This window comes from Saccharopolyspora elongata, assembly GCF_004348985.1.
GTDB lineage: Bacteria > Actinomycetota > Actinomycetes > Mycobacteriales > Pseudonocardiaceae > Saccharopolyspora > Saccharopolyspora elongata.
Genome location: NZ_SMKW01000007.1, coordinates 15,251 through 30,031 on the forward strand (window position 1 = coordinate 15,251; position 14,781 = coordinate 30,031).

Below are 14,781 nucleotides of genomic sequence, written 5' to 3' on the forward strand. Positions count from 1 at the left end.
GCTTGCCTCAGCCGGCCAGCGCCCGTGCAAGCCGGTTCCGCCACTCCGGCTGCTGCATCGCGAGCAGCAGCGGCAGGCCCGGATCGCCGGTGCCGACTTGTTCCAGCGCGATGTCGCCGTGCGCGAGCAGGGCGCCCCACGCGACGGTGCCGTCCTGCCGGCGCACCGACATCCCGCAGGTCAGGACTCCGGGCAGGCTGCCGCCCTTCATGCCGATCCCGAGCACGCCCGGCGGCAGGTGGCCGCTGAGCGGGCGTTCCAGGTGGGTGCGGGCGGCCTCGGCCGGGACGCCGCCGGTGGCGATGGCGCGGTGCAGCGAGGCCAGCTGGGTCGCGGTCGACGACATCGTCTTCGAGCCCCACCTGAGCTGCTGCTCGTACGGCGGCAGGCCGTTGCCCATCAGCCGGTCCAGCACGCGCTTGCGCAGGTCGGCGTCGTTGCTGTAGCGCTGTTCCAGGGCGTAGCCGAAGATTCGCCGGGCCGGGGTGGGCAGCTGCGCCGGTGGCGCGAACTCGGGCAGCAGGAACAGGTACTCCGCGCACATGGACCGGATGTCCGGCCGCGCCCAGCCGCCGGCCGCCGCGGCCTTGCGCAGCGCGGCGTCGCCGAGCCGGTTGCGCAGGAAGTCGGGGACCGCGCTGTCGCTGAACATGATCATGGCCGAGGCCATGTCGTCGAGCGTGACCCGGTGATCGGGGTCCGCCGCGTACAGGCCGGTCGGATCGGTGGGGATGCCGAGGTACTTGAGCGTGGTCGCGTGCGCGTTGCCGTCGGTCGGCACGTAGAAGCGTTCCCAGTCGCCGAGGCGGATCTGCTCCTCCGGGTCCAGCCTGCCCTCGGCGACGGCGGCGGAGTAGGCGGCCAGGTGCACGACCTTGACGGCCGAGGCGAGCGGCTGCGCGGCGTCCGCGCGGTGCAGCAGCCGGTTGCCGCGCCCGTCGTCGACCACGAGGCCGAGCCCGTCGCGGTTCGCGCTGATCCAGGTCAGCCAGCCCTCGGGGGTCGCCAGGTCGGGCGGGGCGGCCGGTTGCGCGACTGCCGAGGGTGCGACCAGCAGCAGCGGCACGGCGGCCCCGGTGGCGGCGAGCAGGCGGCGGCGGGACAGCGGCATGACATCCACTCCTCTAATAGTCCGTAATTACGGAATACTAGAGGAGTGGATGTCGGTTCGTCGGCCGACCCCGATCAGCGCAGGCTCGGGTCCAGCGAGAGCGTCACCCCGGCCGCGGCCGGCTGCTCGCGCGGAATGTTGCGCTCGCTGACCGGCAGCGTGCCGTCCAGCGCGTCCCGCACGCCCTTCTCGACCAGCGGCATCGCCTCGGCCACCTCGACCGTCCGGCCGAGCTCCGCGCTCAGCGAGGTGGTGCCCGCGTCGGCGATGCCGCACGGCACGATCCGGTCGAAGCTGGTCAGGTCGGCGTTGCAGTTCAGCTCCAGCCCGTGCATCGTGATGCCGCGCTGCACCCGGATGCCGATCGCCGCGATCTTGCGCTCTTGGCGGCCGTCGTCGGCCGGGAACCAGACACCGCTGCGGCCCTCGACCCGGCCCGCCGCCAGCCCGAACTGGTCGCACACCCAGATCAGCGCCTGCTCCAGGCGGCGGACGTAGTCGACCACGTCGATCGGGTCCGCCAGCTGCACGATCGGGTAGCCGACGATCTGCCCCGGGCCGTGCCAGGTGATCTTGCCGCCGCGGTCGACGTCGATGACCGGCGTCCCGTCCGTCGGGCGGTCCTCCGGCGAGGTGCGCTTGCCCGCGGTGTAGACCGACGGGTGCTCCAGCAGCAGCAGGGTGTCCGGGTTCAGCCCCTCGGCGCGGCCGTTGACCAGCTCGCGCTGCAGGTCCCAGGCGGAGAGGTAATCGATGGTTCCCAGGTTGCGCACGGCCATCGGATCGGCGGATGCGCGGCACGAAGTGTTGGCACGACTCACGCGGCCAGGCTACGCCCCGGGTCCAGCGGCGACGCCCGAAGGCTCATGACGAGACGGCCGCCGCCAGCGCCGCCCCGATCGACGGGTGCTGGAACGCGAAACCCTCCGACTCCAGCACCGTCGGCAACGCGCGTTGCCCGGTCAGCGCCTGGTCGGCGAGCTCGCCGAGGGCGATCCGGAGCGCGAAGCCCGGCACGATCCACGGCGCCGGCCGGCCCAGCGCCTCGCCCAGCGCGCGGGTGAACTCCGCGTTGGTGACCGGCGCCGGCCCGGTGAGGTTGACCGGGCCGGAAACCTCGGGCCGCTCCAGCACGAACCGGATGGCGCCGACCTCGTCGTCCAGCGAGATCCACGACATGTACTGGGTGCCGTCGCCGAGGCGGCCGCCGAGCAGCATCGAGAACAGCGGCCGGAGCTGGCCGAGCAGCCCGCCGGAAGGGGCGAGCACCAGGCCGGAGCGCAGCCGCACCACCCGCACGCCGGCGTCCGCGGCCGGCTTGGTCGCCGCCTCCCAGCGCTGGCACAGGCGGGCGAGGAAGTCGGAGCCCGGCTCGGACGCCTCGGTCACCGGCTTCGAACCGCTGTCGCCGTAGAACCCGACTGCGGACCCGTTCGCCAGCACCGGCACGCCCCGCTCGGCGACGGCCTCGGCGAGCACCTCGGTCGGCCGCACCCGGCTGTGCACCAGCTGCCGTTTGCGCTCCGGGCTCCAGCGCCTTTCGCCGATGCCCGCGCCGCAGAGGTTCACCACCGCGTCGGCGCCCTCCAGTGCGTCCGCGTCGAGCTGGCCGCCCTCCGGATCCCAGCCCCGCTCGTCGGGAGCGGCCGGGAGCCGACGAACCAGCCGGACCACCTCGTGCCCGGCCTGCCGCAACGCGGCTACCAGGGACGTGCCGATCAACCCGGACGAACCGGCGACAACCACGCGCATGCCAGGAATCGTCCCGCACCAGCGGGCGCGGTGCGAGCGATTCCGCCGGGATCGAAGCGAAAGGGCCGCCCACCAAGGAGGTGAGCGGCCCTTGTCGCTATGGCCGGATTGGCATTCATGATGTCGGGGATCCCACAGCGAGAAGGCGACCGTGATTCCCGCAGGGGGGCCGCTACCCGCACCGCTGAGCAAACCGCCTTCAAAACAGCTTTCAGAGGCCGAGGTCGGCTTCGAAGGCACCTTCTTCCAGACGCTGCTTGAGCGTGGCGAGGAAGCGGGCGGCGTCCGCGCCGTCGACCAGCCGGTGGTCGTAGGTCATCGCCAGGAAGACCATCGAGCGGATCGCGATGGTGTCGCCACCGTTCTCGTCGGCGACCACCACCGGGCGCTTCACCACCGCGCCGGTGCCGAGCATGCCCACCTGCGGCGGGTTCAGGATCGGCGTGTCGAACAACGCGCCGCGGCTACCGGTGTTGGTGATGGTGAAGGTGCCGCCGGAGAGCTCGTCCGGCTTGATCTTGTTGTTCCGGGTCCGCGCCGCCAGGTCGGCGATCTTGCGGGCCAGCCCACCGAGGTTGAGGTCCCCGGCGTCGTGGATCACCGGCGAGACCAGGCCGCGCTCGGTGTCCACCGCGATCGACAGGTGCTCGGCACCGTGGTAGGTGACCTGCTTGTTCTCGTCGTCGATCGAGGCGTTCAGCTTCGGGTGCAGCTTCAGCGCCTCGGCCGCGGCCTTGGCGAAGAACGGCAGGAACGACAGCTTGACGCCCTCGGCGGCCTCGAAGTTCGCCTTGGCGCGCTCCCGCAGCCGGGCGATGCGGGTCACGTCGACCTCGATCACCGTGGTCAGCTGCGCCGCGGTCTGCAGCGACTCGACCATCCGGCGGGCCAGCAGCTGGCGCAGGCGGGACATCTTCTGCGTCGTGCCGCGCAGCGCCTTGGCCTCCGCCGACGGCTCCGCGACCGGGGCCGGAGCGGCCGGTGCAGCGGCGGCGGGGGCGGCCGCGGCGGTGGGCGCCGGGGCCTGCTTGGCGTCGATCGCGGCCTGCACGTCCTGCTTGCGGATCCGGCCGCCGACACCGCTGCCCTTGATCGCGGACAGGTCGATGCCGTGCTCGTTGGCCAGCTTCCGGACCAGCGGCGTCACGTACGGCGCACCGGCGGCCGACGCCGGCTCGGCCGGAGCGGCCGGGGCCGGCGGCGCGGGCGGCGCGGCCGGAGCGGGAGCCGGGGGCGCCGGCGGAGCGGCAGCAGCCGGGGCCGGCGGCGCGGGCGGTGCAGCCGGGGCCGGAGCCGCGCCGGCGGCGCCGATCACGGCGAGCTTGGCGCCGACCTCGACGGTGTCGTCTTCATCGGCGGCGATCTCCAGCAGCGTGCCGGCCACCGGCGACGGGATTTCGGTGTCGACCTTGTCGGTGGAGACTTCCAGGAGCGGCTCGTCGACCTCGACGGTGTCGCCGACCTGCTTGAGCCACCGGGTCACGGTGCCTTCGGTGACGCTCTCGCCGAGCGCCGGCATGTTGACGTCCGTGCCCGTCGCGCCACCGGCCGGAGCCGGGGCGGCAGCGGGAGCCGGGGCCTCCGGCTGCGGCGGGGCGGGCTGCTCCGCGGCGGGTGCCGGGGCTGCGGGCTCCGCCGGGGCTGCGGGCTCGGCCGGAGCGGCCGGAGCGGGCGCCGCTGCTTCGCCGCTGTCGGCGATCACGGCGAGCTCGGCGCCGATCTCGACGGTGTCGTCTTCCTGGGCGACGATGCGCTGGAGCACGCCGGCGGCGGGCGACGGGATCTCGGTGTCGACCTTGTCGGTGGAGACTTCCAGGAGCGGCTCGTCGACCTCGACGGTCTCGCCCTCCTGCTTGAGCCACCGGGTGATCGTTCCCTCGGTGACGCTCTCGCCGAGTGCCGGCATCTGAACGGAGAAGGCCATCTGTTGCTGACTCCTCGTGGTGTGGCGGGGTGCTGGCTGACTGCGGAGCCGACGTCAGCCGTGCACGTGCAGCGGCTTGCCGGCCAGGGCGAGGTGCGCCTCGCCCAGGGCTTCGGTCTGGGTGGGGTGGGCGTGCACCAGGGGAGCGACGTCCTCCGGCAGTGCTTCCCAGTTGTAGATCAGCTGCGCCTCGCCGATGAGCTCACCGACGCGGTCGCCGACCAGGTGCAGGCCGACCACCGGGCCGTCCGTGGCGCGGACCAGCTTGACCGCGCCCTGGGTCTTGAGGATCTGGCTCTTGCCGTTGCCGGCCAGGTCGTAGGTGAACGTCTCGACCGAGCCGTACTGCTCCTTCGCCGCGGCCTCCGTCAGGCCAACCGAGGCGACCTCGGGGTGGCAGTAGGTCACCCGCGGGATGCCGGCCTCGTCGATCGGCTGCGGGTTGAGCCCCGCGATGTCCTCGGCGATGAAGATTCCCTGCTGGAAACCGCGGTGCGCCAGTTGCAGGCCGGGCACGATGTCGCCGACGGCGTAGACGCCCGGCAGGTTGGTGCGCAGCCGCTCGTCGGTGCGGACGAAGCCGCGCTCCATGTGCACGCCGGCGGCGTCGAAGCCGTGCCCGGCGGTGTTCGGGCCGCGGCCGACCGCGACCAGCAGCAGGTCGGCGTCGTAGGTCTCGCCGTTCTCCAGGCTCACCGAGACGCCGGCGGCGCTCGGGGTCGCGCCGGTGAACTTCACGCCGGTCTTGAACTTGATGCCGCGCTTGCGGAAGGCACGCTCCAGGCGCTTGGAGACGAATTCGTCCTCGTTGGGCACCAGGTGCGGGAGGGCTTCGACGATGGTCACGTCGGCGCCGAAGGAGCGCCACACGCTGGCGAACTCGACGCCGATCACGCCGCCGCCGAGCACGACGACCTTCTCCGGGATGAAGTCGAGATTCAGGGCCTGCTCGCTGGCGATGACCCTGCCGCCCAGTTCCAGGCCCGGCAGCGACTTGGAGTAGGAGCCGGTGGCCAGGACCACGTTCTTGCCGGTGTACCGGGTGCCGTTGACCTCGACGGTCTTGGCGTCGACCAGCGTCCCGGCGCCCTCGACCAGGGTCACCTTGTGGGCCTTGGCCAGGCCCTGCAGGCCCTTGTACAAGCCGGCGACGACGCCGTCCTTGTACTTGTTGACGCCGTCGATGTCGATGCCCTCGAGGGCGGCGCGGACGCCGAACTGGTCGGCGTCGCGGGCGGAGTCGGCCACCTCGGCGGCGTGCAGCAGTGCCTTGGTCGGGATGCAGCCGCGGTGCAGGCACGTCCCACCGAGCTTGTCCTTTTCGATAAGGACGACGGACAGGCCTAGCTCGGCCGCGCGGAAGGCGCAGGCGTAGCCGCCCGAACCGCCGCCGAGAATGACCAGATCGGCGGACGTGTCGGTCACTTCGCACTCCTCGACAGGCATCGTTGACTAGCTGACGGCGCCGCCGGAACAGGACGTTCACGGGCGCCTGAGAGCCATCTTGTCACCACACGACGGGCGTACGCGACGTGGGCCGGGTGATCTGTGCTGCACTGCCGCGGATCACAACCGCGAGGTCGGCGCCGATCAACCGGGAGTGAACGGTTTTCACACACGCCCCATGTGGGTGGTGGCATCATCGGAAGCGTCTGCTGTTTCACATCCCCAGCGACGGGAGGCGAGTCCGGTGGGCCTGTTCGACCGGTTCCGCGGGAGGCGTTCCGGCAGGATGCGCGGCGCGAGCTCGGCGGACACCGAGCACCTGATCGGCTGGGCGGCGCAGCGCCGCGGCGTCGAGGGGTACCTGGAGCCGCGCACGACGGTGACCGAGACGACGCTGATGCTCATCGCGCACGACGGCGAGTGGACCCGGCGGCGGGTGGACGGCCCGGCGGCGGCGCACCGGCTGACCCGCAAGATCGGCATCCCGCTCTACGAGGTGGCCAAGGTCGGCTACCCGCAGCGGATGCGGGACTACCAGGCCCGCCAGCGCATCCTCCGCGACCGCGACCGCAAGGCCGCCGACGGCTAGAGCAGTTCACGGCGGATCTTTGAAGCGGCGCAGCCGCTCAGCCACCCCGGCAGCTTGCACCGCGATGCAGGGCAAGTCCGGAACAGCTTCGATCGTCAGTTCGCGATTCGGGTGGTCGGGGTGCAGTTGACCGGGAAGGTCACCGACTTCGCGATGTAGCAGAGCTCGTGCGCGCGCTCGTGCAACGCTTCCGCCACGTCCACGCTCGCCCGGTCGGCCACCGTGACCTGGGGCGCGAGCCGCACCTCTTCGAACTGGCCGGAGCCGTCGGGGTTCTCGGCGAGGATCCCGCGCGCCTGGTCGTGGTAGCCGGTGACCACCACGCCGCAGTCCGCAGCCAGGTGCAGGAACCAGAGCATGTGGCACTGCGACAGCGATGCGACCAGCAGTTCTTCCGGGTTGTACCGGTCCGCGTCGCCGAGGAAGACCGGATCCGCGGATGCGTCGATGGCGTCCTTGCCGGCCGCGCGCACCTCGTGGGTGCGTTCGTAGCTGCGGTAGGAGCTGGTGCCCTGCCCGGTGTTGCCGGTCCACACCACGTCGACCTGGTAGCCGTGCCGGGCCGTGCTGGGCGCGGCCGGTTTCGTATCGGTCATCGACCCATCGTGACACCGCGGTGCGGGGCAGTGGTGATCCTTTTGAGTTTCACGTCACAAATACGCCACCTCGGCGGAGTAGAACTACGCGCCGCGCGGGGCCGCGGGTCCGGCGGACCCACGACCCCGTCGGGACGCGTGCTCCGGTCAGCCCCGGTCGGCGATGTCGGCGAGGACCGCCGCGATGGTGCGGACCGGGACGCCCGTGCCGCCCTTGGGCGTGTAGCCCCATGGCGCGTTCGTGTTGTACGACGGGCCCGCGATGTCCAGGTGCGTCCACTGCACGCCGTCGGCGACGAACTCCTCGAGGAAGATGCCCGCGGCGAGCATGCCGCCCCAGCGGTGCCCGGTGATGTTCGCCAGGTCGGCGAGCTTGGAGTCCAGGTCGCCGCGCAGCTCCTCCGGCAGCGGCATCGGCCAGCCGCCCTCGCCGACGGCCTGCGACAGCCGCGCCACCCGGTCCCGGAAGTCCTCGCTGCCCATCACGCCGGGCGTGCGCTTGCCCAGCGCCACCACCTGCGCGCCGGTCAGCGTGGACGTCTCGATCAGGTAGTCCGGCTCGTCCTCGCAGGCGCGCGTGATGGCGTCGACCAGGATCAGCCGGCCCTCGGCGTCGGTGTTGAGCACCTCGACGGTCTTGCCGCCGTACATGGTCAGCACGTCGCCCGGGCGGTACGCCGTGCCCGACGGCATGTTCTCGGCCATCGGCACGGTCGCGGTGATGTCCAGCGGGTAGTTGAGCCGGGCGGCCAGCAGCATGGTGGCGATCACCGCGGCGGCCCCGGACATGTCCGAGGTCATCTCCTCCATGTTCGCGGCGGGCTTCAGCGAGATGCCGCCGGTGTCGAAGGTGATGCCCTTGCCGATCAGCGCGACCTTCTTGGCGGCCTTCGGGCCCTTGTGCCGCAGCCGCACCAGGCGCGGCGGGCGGGAGGAACCCGCGCCGACGCCGAGGATGCCGCCGAAGCCCTGCTTGCGCAGCGCGCTGTCGTCGAGCACCTCGACCTCGAGACCGGCGGAGCGCCCCAGCTCGGCGGCGCGCTCGGCGAAGGACGTCGGGAACAGGTCGTTGGGCGGGGTGTTGATGAAGTCGCGGGCGGTGTTGACGGCCTCGCCGATCGCGGTGGCGCCCTTCAGCGCGTGCGCGTTCCCGTCCGCCTTGGCGTCGCCGACCAGGAAGTCCACCTTGGACACCGGGGCGTCGCCCGACTGCGACTTGTACGCGGTGTAGCCGTAGGCGCCCATCACCGTGCCCTGCACGGCGGCCGAGAGGTCCACAGCGGACAGCGTGGTGGCGGCGTGCTCGACGCCGCCGAGCGCGCGGGCCGCGGCACCGGACGCCCGGCGCACCGCCTCGCCGGAAACCCCGCCGTTGGCCGCGGGCTTGCCCAGCCCGACCGCGACCAGGATGCCGGCGCGCAGCTTGCCGCCCGCGGGCAGCTTGACGACCTCGTCCGCCTTGCCGGTCGCGCCCAGCGAGACGAGTACCTTCGCCAGGTCTCCGTCGTACGCGGCGGCGACCTGATCGGTGCCGGGAGCGAGCCGCAGGCCGTCGGTGCCCTGGACGGTTCCGACGACGAGCGCGTCCGCGGTCAGCTTGGCCACCGCCGTGTCGGTGAGGGCGAGTTTCGGGGTCGTCACGTGGTCATCCTCCGGGTAACGCATCAACGCTGCGGTGTCAGCAAAGCTCTTCGCACTCTAGAACGCTCGGCAACCGGGAATCCGACCAGGACATCGGTCGGCGTTGCGGTGCGCTCGGCCACCCGGTCGTGACCACTCTCGCGTCAGCCGACAGGCGGCTGCATGCATCGGTGTTCGTCTGTAAGGGTGGTCCCGTGGCCCAACAGGTTGAATCGGCCGGCCGGCTCGCATCCGGTGCCGGTGCGGTCCCGCTCGCGCTCGGCGGGATGCTCGGCGCCGGGGTGTTCGTGGCACCGGCGCCCGCGGCCGCCGCGGCCGGGCCGTGGCTGCCGTTCGGGCTGCTGATCGCGCTGGCGGCCGTGGTGTGCTCGGCCTCGTCGACCGCGTACCAGTCCGAGGCCTACCGCGTGCCAGGCGCGGCTTACGTGTGCGTGCGGGCCCGGATGGGCGTGGTGCCGTCGCGGGTCGGGGCCAGCGCGTACCTGGCCGGGCAGGTCGCCGGGATGGCTGCGATCGCGCGGGTGCTGGGCGACTTCTTCCTGCCCTCGGCCGCGCCGCAGGTCGCCGCGGCGGCGCTGCTGCTGGTCGTGCTCTCGGCGACGGCGGGGCTGCGGATCCGGGGCGCGGCCGCCTGGATCTGGCTCGTGCTGACCGTCGCGGTGCTCGGGCTCGTGGTTGTCACCTGCTTCGCGATCGAACCCGTGCCGCCGATCCCGGCCGGGCGCCCGCTGTCCGACAGCGCGGTGGGCATCACCGGCGCCGCCGCGGTGCTGTTCTTCGCGTTCCTCGGCTTCGAGCGGTTGACCGCGCCCGCCGCCGAGCAGGACCGGTTCGCCTGGACGTCGATGAAGCGCGGCATCGTGATCTCGCTGGTCGCGCTCGTCGTGGTGCTGTCGGCGGTGACCGCTGCGCTGGTCCACCAGCTGGGCTGGTCGCGGCTGGCGTTGTCGCCGATGCCGGTCCGCGAGGTGCTGACCGCCGCCGCGGCCGCCGATCTCGCGCCGCTGGTCGGCGTCGGCGCGGCCGTGGCGCTGCTGCCGGTGCTGCTGGGCGCGCTGGAGTCGTTCCGCGGGACGGCGCTGGCCCTCGTGCACGACCGAGACCTGCCGAGCCTCTTGGGACGCACCGGCAGCGCCGGAACGCCTTACGTGCTGGACTTGGTCGCCGGTGTCGCCGCTGCGGCGGTTGCGCTGCTGGTAGAGCCCATTCCGGCGATGGCGTTCGCGGCCTGTTGCCTGCTCGTGCACTACGCCTTCGCGAACGCCGGTGCCCGGCTGCTGCTGGCGGACGGCGGGACCTGGCCGATGCGCGGGGCGTGCCTGGGGATGGGGCTCTCGGTCGTACTGGCTATGAGCATGCCGATTTCTGCGATGCTTGCGACGCTTGTTGTCGTTGTTATCGGTCCTTTGGCGACGGGAGGTGTGTCCCGTCGCTGGAGATGAGGCGGGTCATGCTCAAGACGAGTGTTGCCAACATTCCCCTGAAATCCACCACCGAATCGCACAAGTGGGCGCCCGGCGACGAAGTCCACTACAACTTCTGGCGGCTGGACGGTTCGCTCGGCACCGTCCACCCGGCACGGGTGGTCGAGGACGACGGTGCCCACCTGCTCTGCTGGGTCCTGGACGGGACGCCGATCCGGGTCACCACCTCCCCGGACGGCCGCTCGCCGCGCCAGATGCCGTTGGCCGAGCGCTTCAACGGACCGCGGGTGCCGGCCAGGTCGACCTGGCGCGGCACTTCGACGCTGCGCCTGGTGTACGAGCACCGCTGGGCGTCGGTCTGGTGGTTCTTCGAGCCGGACGGCACCTTCCGCAACTGGTACGTCAACCTCGAAGTGCCGCTGGGCAGGGACGCCACCGGCGTCCGGCGCGTCGACGGCGTGCTCGACGTCGAGGTGTTCCCCGACGGGTGCTGGTCCTGGAAGGACGAACACGAGTTGGCCGACGCGCTGGCCGCCGGCCGGTTCGACGAGCAGCACCTGGACCGGCTGCGGTCGGAAGGTGAGCACATGATCGCGTTGGCGGAGGCGGGCCGGTTCCCGTTCGACGGAACCTACTGCGACGCCACGCCCGATCCGAAGTGGGCACTTCCGTCCCTCCCGGAGGGACTGCTGATCGCCTGATGCACCGGGGCCGGGTGCCTTCCAGGTCGTCCCGGAAGGCACCCGGCCCGCGGTGTCAGAGCGAGATGAACAGCAGGATGCCGATGACGGCGACCAGGGCGCCGATCCCGCCGACCGAGCCGCCGCGCAGGTCCTTCGGGAAGAACGTCTTGTGCTTGTTGCGCCACCAGAAGGCCCAGCCGGCCGCTCCGGCGACGCCCAGGATCAAGCCGAAGATGTCGAGCCACGAGTAGCCGAGCATCACCAGCATGCCGCCGCCCAGCGGCAGCAGCGCCGCCAGGGTGGCGGCCAGCGCGTCTTGCGACGTCGTCGTGGGCCCCGCCGGGACCGGGGTGTTCTGGGCGTGCGTCATGGTCACATCATAGGCGTCGGCCGGTCCGGCTCCACCGCCTCGCGTCACGAACTGTGGCGTTCCTTCAGCGTTGAGTAAGCGGACGACGGATATTTGGACGACCAAGTTCCGGAGATCGGGTTTCCACTGCTCCGAGGCGCGCGATACGGTACGCGCATGACTGGAGCACTGTCGTTCACCCGGACCCCCAACCCGCAACCGGCCAGCGACGAGCGCCGCGCGGAAGTATTGGCGAATCCGGGATTCGGACGGTACTTCACCGACCACATGGTGACCATCAAGTGGTCCGAGGAGCGCGGCTGGCACGACGCTGCCGTGGAGCCCTACCACTCGCTGCAGCTCGACCCGGCGACCTCGGTCCTGCACTACGCGCAGGCGATCTTCGAGGGGCTCAAGGCGTACCGCCAGCCCGACGGTTCGATCGCGGCGTTCCGCCCCGACGCGAACGCGCGGCGGTTCCAGCGTTCGGCGCAGCGGATCGCGATGGCCCAGCTGCCCGAGGAGCTGTTCGTCGAGTCGCTGCGCGAGCTGATCGCGGTGGACGGCGCCTGGGTGCCGAGCGCCGAGGAGAGCTCGCTCTACCTGCGGCCGTTCATGATCTCCACCGAGATCGGCCTCGGGGTCAACAACCCGGCCAACGCCTACCTCTACGCGGTGATCGCTTCCCCGGCCGGCTCGTACTTCGCCGGCGGCATCAAGCCGGTCACCGTGTGGTTGAGCCACGAGTACGTGCGCGCGGCCCCCGGCGGCACCGGTGCGGCGAAGTTCGCGGGCAACTACGCGGCGTCGTTCGCCGCGCAGGCCGAGGCCGTGGAGAAGGGCTGCGACCAGGTGGTGTGGCTCGACGCGTGCGAGCGGCACGTCGTCGAGGAAATGGGCGGCATGAACCTGTTCTTCGTGTTCGGTTCGGGTTCGGACGCCCGCCTGGTGACCCCGGCGCTCAGCGGCAGCCTGCTGCCCGGCGTGACCCGCTCGTCGCTGCTGGAGCTGGGCAAGGAGCTCGGCATGCAGGTGGAGGAGCGGAAGGTCACCGTCGAGGAGTGGGAGAAGAAGGCCGCGACCGGTGAGCTCACCGAGGTCTTCGCCTGCGGCACCGCCGCGGTGATCACCCCGGTCGGCCACGTCAAGCACCGAGACGGCGAGTTCACCGTCGCGAACGGCCAGCCGGGCGAGGTGACGATGAAGCTGCGCGAGCGCCTCACCGGCATCCAGCACGGCACGGTCGCCGACACCCACGGCTGGATGACCAAGCTCGGCTGACGGCCAGGGTCCGCAATTTCCATTGAAATTGCGGGAGTTGTCCACAACCTTCGGCGTGTCGGGTGGCCGGCACGCCGAAGGCCCGCAATTTCCATTGAATCGAATCTTCGATTTCAATGGAAATTGCGGTCAGGCGATGGCCGCGGTGGCGAGGACCGCCGTTGTCGCGAGGACGACCGTGGTCGCGAGTTCGGAGGCGGCGCCTAGGACGTCTCCGGTGATTCCGCCGAAACGGCGCCGGGTGTGCCAGGTGAAGGCGAGCAGCAGGGCCGCGGCGAGGACGACGGCGAGGGCCACTTGCCAGCCGAAGCCGACGGTGGCCACCGCGAGCAGGGCGAGCCACCAGGCGGCGACGAGCCAGCGGGCCTGGCTGCCCGCCACCAGCGCACCCATGCCTTCCGGGCGCGCGGCAGGCATTCCGGCTCGGCAGCACAGCACGAATCCGGCGCGGCCGACCGCGCAGGCCAGGACGAGCGTCAACGGCGCATTCGCCAGCTCGGCGAGGCTGGCCGCCTGGACGCCGAGCACGAGGATCAGCGCGACCACCGCGAACGGCCCGGCCCCGCCGTCGCGCATCACGGTCAGCGCGCGCTCCGGCGGCCCGTAGCAACCGAGACCGTCCACCGTGTCCGCCAGGCCGTCGACGTGCATGCCCCGCGTGACCAGCACCAGGACGCCGACGGTGAGCAGCCCGGCCAGCAGCGGGGGAGCGCCGAGCGCGGTCAGCGCCCAGAGCGCCGCGGCGCCGAAAGCGCCGACCAGCGCGCCGACGAGCGGAGCGAAGGAGATCGCCTGGCGGCAGGTGCGGTCGTTGACGTGCTGCGCGGGCACCGGCAGCACGCTCAGCCACGACACCGCCAGGCGCAGTCCGTCCAGCACCGTCACGCCGTCGGGCCGGTGGCCTCGGCCTCGGTCGGACCGACGACGCCGGCCTCGGCGAAGGTGGCCATTTCCCGCAGCACCCGCACCGCGGCGTTGACCACCGGCAGCGCGGTGAGCGCCCCGGAGCCTTCGCCGAGCCGCATCTGCAGGTCGAGGATCGGGGTGAGGTCGAGGTGGTCGAGCACCAGCGGCCCGCCCGGTTCGGCGGAGCGGTGCCCGGCGAGCCACCACTGCCGGGCGCCGGGTGCGAGCTCCTCGGCGACCAGCGCCGCAGCGCCCACCACGACGCCGTCCAGCAGCACCGGCGTGCGCCGCACCGCCGCCTGCGCGAGGAATCCGGCCAGCGCGGCGATGTCGGCGCCGCCGGAGGTCCGCAGCAGCGCCACCGGGTCGTGGAGAACCTTCCTGGCGCGGCGCAGCGCGTCTCGGATCGCGGCGGTCTTGCGCATCCAGGCGTTGTCGTCGATGCCGGTGCCGCGGCCGACGACCGCCACCGGCTCGGTCCCGGTGAGCGCGGAGATCAGCACCGCGGCCGGGGTGGTGTTGCCGATGCCCATGTCCCCGGCGATGAGCAGGTCGGCGCCGGAGTCGATCTCCTCGTCGGCGATGGTGCGCCCGGCGTTGATCGCCGCGTCCACCTCGGCGGCGGTGAGGGCGTCCTCCCGGTCGATCGAGCCCGACCCGCGCCGCACCTTGTGCGCGCTGACCACCGGAGGTGTGTCGGTGTTGACCGCCATGTCCACCACGCGCACCGTCGCGCCGGCCCCGGCGGCCAGCGCGTTTACCGCCGCGCCGCCGCTGAGGAAGTTGCCGACCATCTGGCCGGTCACGTCGCTGGGGTAGGCCGAGACGCCGTGCGCCGCGATGCCGTGGTCCCCGGCGAAGACGATCACGCGGGGGCGGGCGAACGGGCGCGGCGGGCAGGCGCCCTGCCGGGCCGCCACCCAGACGCCGAGTTCCTCCAACCGCCCCAGCGAGCCGGCGGGCTTGGTCAGCTGCTCGTGCCGGGCGACAGCCTGCCGGCGGGCCTGCTCGTCGGGCGCCGGTACCGCCGGGAACCCGATCGGGCCGGACTGGTTCTGGTCGTCGGTGGACAAGCGAAA

Annotated in this window: 14 protein-coding genes; 4 read left to right on the top strand and 10 right to left on the bottom strand. The window is 72.1% G+C overall.

From position 1 onward, the window contains the following. Window positions 1–7 precede the first annotated feature (7 nt). From E1288_RS07665 to lpdA, 5 genes are all read right to left on the bottom strand, one after another. The gene (locus tag E1288_RS07665) at window positions 8–1,111 is read right to left on the bottom strand and encodes a serine hydrolase (protein WP_132482701.1); all 1,104 of its coding nucleotides are present in this window, start codon (window positions 1,109–1,111) and stop codon (window positions 8–10) included. A 74-nt stretch (window positions 1,112–1,185) separates the two neighbouring features. After that, window positions 1,186–1,932: a lipoyl(octanoyl) transferase LipB gene (gene lipB / locus E1288_RS07670; RefSeq protein WP_132482703.1), complete on the bottom strand. Its 747-nt coding sequence runs from the start codon at window positions 1,930–1,932 to the stop codon at window positions 1,186–1,188. A gap of 43 nt (window positions 1,933–1,975) precedes the next feature. After that, the gene (locus E1288_RS07675) at window positions 1,976–2,863 is read right to left on the bottom strand and encodes a TIGR01777 family oxidoreductase (protein ID WP_207954238.1); all 888 of its coding nucleotides are present in this window, start codon (window positions 2,861–2,863) and stop codon (window positions 1,976–1,978) included. 211 nt (window positions 2,864–3,074) lie between these two features. Then, window positions 3,075–4,787, bottom strand: a complete 1,713-nt coding sequence (sucB, locus tag E1288_RS07680) for a 2-oxoglutarate dehydrogenase, E2 component, dihydrolipoamide succinyltransferase (RefSeq protein WP_132482705.1) — start codon at window positions 4,785–4,787, stop codon at window positions 3,075–3,077. A 54-nt stretch (window positions 4,788–4,841) separates the two neighbouring features. After that, a complete protein-coding gene (gene lpdA, locus E1288_RS07685; protein ID WP_132482707.1) occupies window positions 4,842–6,212 on the bottom strand; it encodes a dihydrolipoyl dehydrogenase in 1,371 nt (456 codons plus the stop codon). A gap of 265 nt (window positions 6,213–6,477) precedes the next feature. Here lpdA and E1288_RS07690 point away from each other — a divergent pair, with 265 nt between their 5' ends. Beyond that, a complete protein-coding gene (locus tag E1288_RS07690; RefSeq protein WP_132482709.1) occupies window positions 6,478–6,822 on the top strand; it encodes an oxidoreductase in 345 nt (114 codons plus the stop codon). A 95-nt stretch (window positions 6,823–6,917) separates the two neighbouring features. On the opposite strand, the gene E1288_RS07695 is transcribed toward E1288_RS07690, so the two are convergent. Both E1288_RS07695 and E1288_RS07700 read right to left on the bottom strand, forming a co-directional pair. Further along, entirely contained in the window at window positions 6,918–7,418 is a 501-nt protein-coding gene (locus tag E1288_RS07695; RefSeq protein ID WP_093277666.1) for an OsmC family protein, read from the bottom strand. 147 nt (window positions 7,419–7,565) lie between these two features. Beyond that, window positions 7,566–9,059 (bottom strand): leucyl aminopeptidase, encoded by a 1,494-nt coding sequence (locus E1288_RS07700; protein ID WP_132482711.1) that lies wholly within the window; start codon window positions 9,057–9,059, stop codon window positions 7,566–7,568. A 194-nt stretch (window positions 9,060–9,253) separates the two neighbouring features. On the opposite strand from E1288_RS07700, the gene E1288_RS07705 reads away from it, so the two are divergent. Both E1288_RS07705 and E1288_RS07710 read left to right on the top strand, forming a co-directional pair. Then, a complete protein-coding gene (locus E1288_RS07705) occupies window positions 9,254–10,501 on the top strand; it encodes an APC family permease (protein WP_132482713.1) in 1,248 nt (415 codons plus the stop codon). 8 nt (window positions 10,502–10,509) lie between these two features. Beyond that, window positions 10,510–11,184, top strand: a complete 675-nt coding sequence (locus E1288_RS07710) for a DUF402 domain-containing protein (RefSeq protein ID WP_132482715.1) — start codon at window positions 10,510–10,512, stop codon at window positions 11,182–11,184. A 55-nt stretch (window positions 11,185–11,239) separates the two neighbouring features. On the opposite strand, the gene E1288_RS07715 is transcribed toward E1288_RS07710, so the two are convergent. Then, the gene (locus E1288_RS07715) at window positions 11,240–11,536 is read right to left on the bottom strand and encodes a hypothetical protein (protein WP_132482717.1); all 297 of its coding nucleotides are present in this window, start codon (window positions 11,534–11,536) and stop codon (window positions 11,240–11,242) included. 156 nt (window positions 11,537–11,692) lie between these two features. On the opposite strand from E1288_RS07715, the gene E1288_RS07720 reads away from it, so the two are divergent. Beyond that, entirely contained in the window at window positions 11,693–12,796 is a 1,104-nt protein-coding gene (locus E1288_RS07720) for a branched-chain amino acid aminotransferase (RefSeq protein ID WP_132482719.1), read from the top strand. Window positions 12,797–12,925: 129 nt separating this feature from the next. Here the strand turns inward: E1288_RS07720 and cobS are convergent, their stop codons facing one another. Together cobS and cobT are read right to left on the bottom strand one after the other, a co-directional pair. Next, entirely contained in the window at window positions 12,926–13,681 is a 756-nt protein-coding gene (cobS, locus tag E1288_RS07725) for an adenosylcobinamide-GDP ribazoletransferase (RefSeq protein ID WP_207954239.1), read from the bottom strand. After that, complete coding sequence (gene cobT / locus E1288_RS07730) at window positions 13,678–14,775, bottom strand: nicotinate-nucleotide--dimethylbenzimidazole phosphoribosyltransferase (RefSeq protein ID WP_132482721.1); 1,098 nt, start codon at window positions 14,773–14,775, stop codon at window positions 13,678–13,680. The genes cobS and cobT overlap by 4 nt, the downstream gene beginning before the upstream one ends. Between the last annotated feature and the right edge of the window lie 6 nt (window positions 14,776–14,781).